General features: G+C 55.3%; 10 protein-coding genes. All 10 read left to right on the top strand.

The window, feature by feature from the left end; translation table 11 throughout:
* The first annotated feature begins 70 nt into the window (after positions 1 to 70).
* Complete coding sequence (locus tag E0L21_RS24260) at positions 71 to 256, top strand: DUF4222 domain-containing protein (RefSeq protein WP_131413779.1); 186 nt, start codon at positions 71 to 73, stop codon at positions 254 to 256.
* Complete coding sequence (locus tag E0L21_RS24255) at positions 246 to 1127, top strand: conserved phage C-terminal domain-containing protein (protein ID WP_131413778.1); 882 nt, start codon at positions 246 to 248, stop codon at positions 1125 to 1127. The genes E0L21_RS24260 and E0L21_RS24255 overlap by 11 nt, the downstream gene beginning before the upstream one ends.
* Positions 1124 to 3286, top strand: coding sequence for a Dam family site-specific DNA-(adenine-N6)-methyltransferase (locus tag E0L21_RS24250; protein ID WP_131413782.1), 2163 nt, complete (start codon positions 1124 to 1126; stop codon positions 3284 to 3286). Before E0L21_RS24255 ends, E0L21_RS24250 begins: the two co-directional genes overlap by 4 nt.
* A gap of 9 nt (positions 3287 to 3295) precedes the next feature.
* Entirely contained in the window at positions 3296 to 3634 is a 339-nt protein-coding gene (locus E0L21_RS24245; protein WP_235855296.1) for a LexA family protein, read from the top strand.
* Positions 3631 to 4020: a RusA family crossover junction endodeoxyribonuclease gene (locus E0L21_RS24240; RefSeq protein ID WP_131413777.1), complete on the top strand. Its 390-nt coding sequence runs from the start codon at positions 3631 to 3633 to the stop codon at positions 4018 to 4020. The genes E0L21_RS24245 and E0L21_RS24240 overlap by 4 nt, the downstream gene beginning before the upstream one ends.
* A 20-nt stretch (positions 4021 to 4040) precedes the next feature.
* Positions 4041 to 4754, top strand: a complete 714-nt coding sequence (locus E0L21_RS24235) for a phage antirepressor KilAC domain-containing protein (protein WP_131413780.1) — start codon at positions 4041 to 4043, stop codon at positions 4752 to 4754.
* Entirely contained in the window at positions 4751 to 5743 is a 993-nt protein-coding gene (locus E0L21_RS24230) for a DUF968 domain-containing protein (RefSeq protein ID WP_131413776.1), read from the top strand. Before E0L21_RS24235 ends, E0L21_RS24230 begins: the two co-directional genes overlap by 4 nt.
* 12 nt (positions 5744 to 5755) lie before the next feature.
* Entirely contained in the window at positions 5756 to 6514 is a 759-nt protein-coding gene (locus E0L21_RS24225; RefSeq protein WP_131413775.1) for an antitermination protein, read from the top strand.
* Between the two features lie 271 nt (positions 6515 to 6785).
* Complete coding sequence (locus tag E0L21_RS24215; protein WP_131413773.1) at positions 6786 to 7847, top strand: DNA-methyltransferase; 1062 nt, start codon at positions 6786 to 6788, stop codon at positions 7845 to 7847.
* Between the two features lie 104 nt (positions 7848 to 7951).
* Positions 7952 to 8200 (top strand): putative holin (locus E0L21_RS24210; protein WP_131413772.1); only part of this gene is annotated, 249 nt, incomplete at its 3' end.

Genomic DNA, 8200 nt, shown 5'->3' with positions numbered 1-8200 from the left:
TCCACAACTACCAGCGCGCCGCCGGAATGGTAGAGGCGTTTGCCACTATGAACGAGCAGGGGCGCGAAGAATGGCTGAAGTTAACCGGCAATTCAGAGACCACTACGGAATCCCGGTACGGGTTATCCGGTGGGAGCCAGAAAAACAGCGCGTTATCTATCTTCGTGAAGCGCAAGGTTACGAGCATGAATGCTTCAGCCCGCTCGAGCAGTTCCAGCGTAAATTCAGAGAAATAAAGGACGACCATGAGCACTAAATTAACTGGTTACGTCTGGGACGCATGTGCCGCTTCTGGCATGAAGCTGTCCAGCGTGGCGATCATGGCGCGCCTGGCTGACTTCAGCAACGACGAGGGCGTGTGCTGGCCGTCCATCGAGACGATTGCCCGCCAGCTTGGCGCGGGTGAAAGCACTGTACGAACAGCGATTGGCAAGCTGGAGCAGGAAGGCTGGCTGACACGCCAGCAGCGCCGCAAAGGTAACCGTAACGCGTCGAATGTTTACCAGCTTAACGTGGCAAAACTTCAGGCTGCTGCCTTTTCTCACCTGTCAGAATCTGACGCCTCAAAATCTGACGTATCAAAATCTGATGGGTCGAATTCTGATGCCTCAAAATCTGACGCGTCGAAATCCAGCAAAACAGGCAGTTTTCACCCCTCAGAATCTGGGGGGGATCCGTCAGTAAATTCAACTACAGATCCATCAGATAAAAAACCTTCTTGTCCGGTTGCTGCGCAACCCGACGATGCGGTGGTGATCACCGATCAGGCTAAACAGGTTTTGACTTACCTGAACCAGAAGACCGGATCACGGTATCAGGTCAGTAAATCCTCGCTGGATAACATCCGTGGCCGCCTTGGTGACGGTTTCACCGTTGCTGAGCTGGAACTTGTTGTGGACTACACGACCGCAAAATGGGGGCAGGATCTGCGCATGGCTGAATACCTGCGCCCGACAACGCTTTTCCTGCCGTCAAAATTCCCTGGTTACCTTCAGGCCGCGAACAAGTGGGTTGAGGCAGGGCGCCCGGAACGGCGTAACGGCGAATGGGTAAGCAGCACAGCAGCGCGCGCCAGTTTCCAGAATGTGGATTATTCGCTGCCGGAAAACGCGGGGTTCCGGTCATGAGATACGGATCAGTTTGCAGTGGCATTGAAGCCGCCACCGTGGCGTGGGAAACATTGGGCTGGAAAGCATCATGGTTCGCTGAGATAGAAAAATTCCCATCGGCGGTGCTGGCAGAGCGCTGGCCTGAAGTTTCCAACCTTGGCGATATGACCAAAATCGCGGACGCGGTGCGCGCTGGTGATGTCGAAGCGCCTGATGTTCTGGTCGGCGGTACGCCTTGCCAGGCATTCAGTATCGCAGGCTTGCGTGAAGGCCTGTCTGATGACCGCGGCCAGTTAACCCTCTCATACGTGGAATTAGCCAATGCAATCGACGCAAAGCGCCGCGAACGCGGTGAGCCAGAATCAATCATCGTCTGGGAAAACGTCCCCGGCGTGCTCAGCAGTAAAGACAATGCCTTTGGATGCTTTCTGGCAGGACTTGCCGGAGAATGCAGTGAATTGCAGCCAGCAGGGGGAAAATGGACGCACGCAGGTTGTGTGTCTGGACCAGAAAGGATTATCGCCTGGCGCGTCCTTGATGCTCAATTTTTCGGAGTGGCCCAACGACGCAAGCGTGTGTTCGTTGTCGCAAGTGCTCGAAGTGGATTCGATCCCGCAAAAGTACTTTTTGAGTTCGAAGGCGTGCGCCGGGATACTCCGCCGCGCAGAGAACCGCAATCGGCAGTTGCCGCCCTTACTGCGCGAGGCGTTGGAACGTGTGGCGCGGACGACAACCAGGCACAAGCTGGGCACCTGATCGCCCAATGCGCAAACGGCGACGTCAGCCACACCCTGAAAAGTGAAGGCTTTGATGGCAGCGAAGATGGTACCGGGCGTGGTGTTCCTGTGGTTGCATTTGGCGGCGGTAACACCAGCGGAAATATCGATGTTGCAGCATGCCTGACCGCGAAAGGACAGCGCATTGATTTTGATGTTGAAACCTTCGCGGTTCATGGCACACAGGATCCTGACATTAACTGCGAACTGGCGCATACATTAGGCCGCAATCATGGACAGGAAAATGCCTGCATCGCCTTCAGCTACAAGGATCATGGTGCTGACGCAACAATTGATTTATCGCCAACCATCCGCGCCGGTAACCACGACACAAGCCACGCCAACAGCGGCCAGCCTCCGGCAGTTGCAAATGCGTTGTCCGTTCGCCGGCTGACACCTCGCGAATGTGAACGCCTTCAGGGATTCCCTGACGATCACACTCTGATTGTGTGGCGCGGCAAAGATGCTGCCGATTGTCCGGATGGCCCACGTTATAAAGCAATAGGGAACAGCATGGCGGTACCGGTCATGCGCTGGATCGGCGAACGCATTGCTGCAGCTTTGCCGGTTGCCGAACCAACCCCGCGCATTTACCAGCGTCCGTTCCTCAAATGGGCTGGCGGCAAGTATTCACTGCTGCCAGAACTCGATCGTCTCATCCCGGCAGGTAAACGCCTTATTGAGCCATTTTTGGGCGGCGGTTCAGTGTTTATCAATTCCGGAAAACATGGAAGTTTCCTGCTGGCGGACGTAAACGCTGATTTGATCAACCTGTACCAGATGTTAGCCATCGTTCCAGATCAGGTTCTGACGTTTGCCCGTCGCATGTTCACCAGTCTCAACACTGAGCGCGGTTATGGGATTGTTCGGGAAGAATTCAACGCGCAGCGGATAGACAGCATTGAGCGTGCTGCAGCATTCCTGTACCTGAACCGACACTGTTTTAACGGCCTGATTCGTTACAACCTCAGCGGGCAGTTTAATGTCGGCTTTGGCAAGTATCGCTCCCCGTATTTTCCGGAAGAAGAAATAAAAACCTTCGCCAACATGGCGCACAACTGCGTGTTTATGAACGCTGGTTTTCAGCGAACCCTGGCGCTGGCAGGTGAGGGCGATGTCGTTTACTGCGATCCGCCATATGAACCGATGCCCGGTATCGCAGGTTTTACCAACTATGCCGCTGGTGGGTTTACGTGGGACGACCAGCAGGCGTTAGCGCGCTGCTGTGTTGCTGCGCATCAGCGTGGCGCCAGAGTGGTGATCAGCAATTCCACCGCGCCGCGCATCATCGAGCTTTACAGTGGGCATGGCTTCGACCTGCACCATGTTAGCGCCCGCCGCGCCATATCAAGCAAAGGCAGCACGCGCGAAACCGCCACCGACATCGTGGCCATTCTCTGAGGGGGAAGTGTGGAAGACCGTAAACCACTGACTGACCGGCAGCAGCAGGTGCTTAACGCGCTGGTGGATTTTCATAATATGCACGGCTACCCGCCGACCTACACCGAGCTTGCGGCGCTGATTGGCGTCTCGTCGGGCAACGCTGCTTTTGAACACCTGCGCGCCCTTGTGAAAAAAGGCTACATCACGATCGCCAGCGGCACCGCGCGCGGAATCAAAGTGATCGGCGTAAACGACACGCTGGCGCTCGATGAAGCCGAACAAGTGATCCGGGCGCTCCTTGAGGGAGAGGAAAGCTCGACTGATCTGGCTCAGGAATGGCTGAAACGCAGAGGGTCCGCGGCATGAAGCTGAAATTACCTTTCCCGCCGAGCGTGAACACATACTGGCGCGCCCCGAATAAAGGGCCGCTGAAAGGCCGCCACCTCATCAGCGCCGCCGGGCGCAAGTACCAGAGCGACGCCTGCGCGGCAATCATCGAGCAGTTACGCCGTCTGCCAAAACCGTCAACTGAACTGGCCGCAGTGGAAATTACCCTTTACCCGCCGGACAACCGCCGCCGGGACATCGACAACTACAACAAAGCGCTGCTGGACTCGCTGACGCATGCCGGAGTGTGGGAGGACGACAGCCAGGTTAAACGCCTGCTGGTGGAGTGGGGACCGGTACAGCAGGGCGGCATGGTGGAGATCACGATCAGCAGGTTTGTACCAACAGCGGTTGCAGCCGCTTAAAGGAGATACGCATGCAGCAGATGAACGCAACACCACTTTGTCCACACCATCACTCATTACTGGCCGGACAGGAACTGACAATGAGCAGCCAGGAGATTGCCGATCTGGTTCAGTCACGGCACGACAAAGTGAAGCAGTCGATTGAAAGGCTTGCCGCAAAGGGCACAATCCAACTCCCCCCAATGGGGGAAGTTAGAAATCACCTCGGGCAAGCGGTCGCCGTGTATCTGGTAGGAAAGCGCGACAGCTATATCGTTGTAGCTCAGCTTTCGCCGGAATTTACCGCACGCCTTGTCGATCGCTGGCAGGAACTGGAAAGCCAGCAGGCAATGCAGGTTCCGAAGTCTTTACCTGAAGCGTTGCGCCTCGCCGCTGATCTGGCTGAACAGCAGCAACAGCTTAAACATGAACTGGCGGTAGCCGCGCCGAAAGTGGAATTTGTCGACCGTTATTGCTCCGCGAAAGGCTCGATGTCATTCCGGCAGGTGGCGAAGCTGCTTAACGCCAAAGAGCCCGAGTTTCGATGCTTCCTGCTGGATAACGACATTCTTTACCGCCTGGGCGGCACGCTGACACCGCGCCACCGCCATATTGCCCTTGGCCGGTTCGAAGTGAAAACCGGTACCAGCAGCGAAAACAATCATGCATTCAGCCAGGCACGATTTACCGCAAAAGGTGTGAAGTGGATTGGCGGTCTGTGGGCGGCATATATCGCGAAGGAGGGTGCTGAGTGAGGGCGCTGTTAAACCCCGTCGTGGTAACTGAGCTTGGCCTCGTCATGTTCCGTCCCGGCGTGGCCCTGCTGCCATATTTTCGCCGCGGGCGCATGTTGCTTGAAAACGAACCAGAGCGCCTGGCGGGTATGCCGAACGGTGAACTGCCACCAGCAGAGCAGCCGCTGGCGGAAGATCCGGCGCTGGCTGGCGTATTCGAAAATGAAGCGGTGTTGCGCCGCGCTGGCGGTATCAATGGTCTGGAAAGCTGGCTTGAATCCGGTACCGGATGCCAGTGGCCACACGAAAGCTGGCACGCAGAGAACATGACAACCATGCGTCACGCGCCGGGCGCGATCAGGCTGTGCTGGCATTGCGACAACATACTGCGCGAGCACAGCACCGAACAACTGGCGGGTATTGCCCGCGCAAATTGCGCTGCATACATCCTCACGTCCGCGCGCCGTGAGCTTGGTTTCGACGACTCCCATTCACTGACGCTGCCGGAATTTTGCTGGTGGCTGGCGCGTAACGGGCTTGCCGACGTGCTGCCGGAGGAAGCCGCCCGGCAGGTTTTACTTATGCCTAAGCCGGTCATTAAGTCGGTAACGCGTGAGCTTGACCTGGTGCCCGGCATGCCGCAGGCGCGGGAAATCGTTGAGGAAGTAGCTAAGCAGGTGCTGGCGCTGCGCATCGATCCGGAGACGCCTGAATCCTTCATGCTGCGCCCTAAGCGCCGCCGCTGGGAAAACGAGAAGTACACCCGCTGGGTTAAAGCGCAGCAATGCATGTGCTGCAACAACCCGGCAGACGATCCCCACCACCTTATCGGCCACGGTAATGGGGGAATGGGTACAAAGGCGCACGACCTGTTTGTGATCCCGCTTTGCAGAGCACATCACGACGCGTTGCACGCTGACACCGTGGTATTTGAAGAGAAATATGGCAGCCAGCTTGTGCTGCTGTTTCGTTTTTTAGATCGCGCGCTGGCCATCGGCGTGCTGGCGTAAAGTGGAGACGCTATGAACCTCGAATCATTACCTAAATTCTATTCGCCAAAGTCGCAGAAATATAACGACGAGACGCCAGCTACGGGCGGTATCGCACTGACCATTACCGATGTAATGGCGGCACAAGGCATGGTGCAGTCAAAAGCATCGCTTGGCTTTAATCTTTTCCTGGCAAAGATGGGGATTCAGGATCCGGCACCGGCGATTGATGAACTGATGAACTATGCGCTGGCGCTAAAAAAACCGGTGCTCATGAAACTCAGCGAGAAAGCCCGCCTAGAAATTCTGCCGGTGCTGGTGCAATTCGCCTATGCCGATTATTCACGCTCTGCGGCCAGTAAAGCGCGGTGCCCGCACTGTAATGGCCTTGGCGTGTTGCATGTCATGCGCGATGTGGTCAAGCACCCCGGTGTTAAAGGCGTGGAGGCAACTGTCAGGTATGAAGAGGTGGAAGAGATCTGCCATCATTGCGGCGGAAAAGGCGAGGTGAGAACAGCGTGCCGTGGCTGTAAAGGAAAGGGTGAAGTGCTCGATGAAAAGCGCACAAAGCTTCACGGCGTGCCGGTCAATAAGGTATGCGGTCGCTGTAACGGCAATCGCTACAGCCGCATACCGACAACCCTTGCCCGCGCACTGGTCAAAAAGGTTGTGCCAGACCTGACGAATTACGAATGGTATAGCGGTTATGCCGATGTGATTAACGCGCTGGTCACGAAATGCTGGCTTGAAGAGGCAAATGCAGAGATGCATTTAAGAAAAGTGACACGTTAGCCACATATTCGCGACTTATAGCGTCACGATGCTTGCAATATTCAAAAAAAATGGTTAGGATTTTCCCAACGATGGGCAATGTATGTCTACCGTTAAAACAATATTCGAAACCTCGCTTTGGCGGGGTTTTTCTTTTTGTGGAAATGGGCGGCTGGTGGGTGTTGTCGCACCCTACCAGCCATTCGCTCATGTTTGAGGTCACAAGCGAACCAGGGCCCACCGCTTTAGCGCAAAAGCATAGTGAGCCTATCAGAGTCCCGCTGACTGATCCATGAAAAATACTGTAAATTTAAACAGTATTGATTTAATCAATGCTGACTGCCTGCATTACATTGCTACCCTTCCTGATAACTCAATTGACCTGATTGTTACCGATCCGCCTTACTTCAAAGTAAAGCCGGATGGCTGGGACAATCAGTGGAAAGGCGACGAGGATTATTTAACGTGGCTTGATGGCTGCCTGGCGCAGTTCTGGCGAGTCCTCAAACCATCCGGCAGCATCTATCTGTTTTGCGGCCACAGGCTTGCGGCAGATATCGAATTGTTGATGCGCCGCCGGTTCAGTGTCCTGAATCACATCATCTGGGCAAAGCCGTCCGGAAGGTGGAACGGCTGCAATAAAGAAAGCCTGCGGGCTTACTTCCCGGCGACCGAGCGGGTTCTTTTCGCCGAACATTATCTTGGGCCGTACCGACCTAAAGATGATGGATATGAGCAGAAAGGGACTGAGCTAAAGCAAAGCCTGATGGCTCCCCTGATCGACTATTTCCGGAACGCGCGCGCATCACTTGGTGTGACGGCAAAGGAAATTGCTGACGCCACCGGCAAGAAGAATATGGTTTCGCACTGGTTCGGCGCCAGCCAGTGGCAACTACCTGGCGAAGCCGATTACCTGAAGTTGCAGGCGCTGTTCACGCGCATAGCCACTGAAAAGCACCAGCGGAGCGAACTGGATAAGCCTCATCATCAGCTGGTGGCCACGTACCATTCGCTTAACCGTAAATACTGCGAGCTACTGGAAGAATACAAATCGCTGCGGCGTCACTTTGCGGTCACCGCGGTGGTTCCGTATACGGACGTATGGACCTACAAGCCGGTGCAGTTTTACCCTGGCAAACATCCGTGCGAAAAACCTGCGGACATGCTCAGGGACATTATCAACGCCAGCAGTAGACCCGGTGATCTGATCGCTGATTTCTTTATGGGATCAGGCTCTACGGTCAAAGAAGCGGTGAAACTTGGCCGCCGCGCGATCGGTGTTGAACTTGAAACAGACCGCTTCAATCAGACAGTTGATGAAGTGTCCGAAGTATTGATTACGAAAAGTAAATGAACATAAAGGCCCGTTTTATCGGGTTACAGAATTTGGGCTGCCTCCGGGCAGCCTTTTTATTCCCCTCATTCTGAGAGGACTCACAGCATATACGAGGGGGCTAAATGTCCGAACCTGTTTCCGGTTCCGCGGCGGCGGCAAGCGCTTTAACCGGTGCCAGTTTGTATGGCTTGTTAACTGGCACTGATTATGGCGTCGTGTTCGGTGCGTTCGCTGGTGCCGTGTTCTATGTCGCCACTGCTGCTGATCTGACGATTCTCCGCCGTTCGGCCTACTTCATCGTTTCTTACTTCGCTGGCGTGTACGGCTCAGGGCTGGTGGGTTCAATGCTGGCGAGCGTCACCCATTACAGC

It is taken from the genome of Kosakonia quasisacchari, from assembly GCF_004331415.1.
Classification (GTDB): Bacteria; Pseudomonadota; Gammaproteobacteria; order Enterobacterales; family Enterobacteriaceae; genus Kosakonia; species Kosakonia quasisacchari.
This window is presented reverse-complemented; position numbering and strand designations above follow the sequence as displayed.

Excerpts from the sequence above, each read along its gene's own strand:
- E0L21_RS24215 (WP_131413773.1), top strand. The coding sequence starts at position 6,786 with ATGAAAAATACTGTAAATTTAAACAGTATTGATTTAATCAATGCTGAC.
- E0L21_RS24260 (WP_131413779.1), top strand. The coding sequence starts at position 71 with ATGGCTGAAGTTAACCGGCAATTCAGAGACCACTACGGAATCCCGGTA.
- E0L21_RS24235 (WP_131413780.1), top strand. The coding sequence starts at position 4,041 with ATGAACGCAACACCACTTTGTCCACACCATCACTCATTACTGGCCGGA.
- E0L21_RS24240 (WP_131413777.1), top strand. The coding sequence starts at position 3,631 with ATGAAGCTGAAATTACCTTTCCCGCCGAGCGTGAACACATACTGGCGC.
- E0L21_RS24255 (WP_131413778.1), top strand. The coding sequence starts at position 246 with ATGAGCACTAAATTAACTGGTTACGTCTGGGACGCATGTGCCGCTTCT.
- E0L21_RS24250 (WP_131413782.1), top strand. The coding sequence starts at position 1,124 with ATGAGATACGGATCAGTTTGCAGTGGCATTGAAGCCGCCACCGTGGCG.
- E0L21_RS24225 (WP_131413775.1), top strand. The coding sequence starts at position 5,756 with ATGAACCTCGAATCATTACCTAAATTCTATTCGCCAAAGTCGCAGAAA.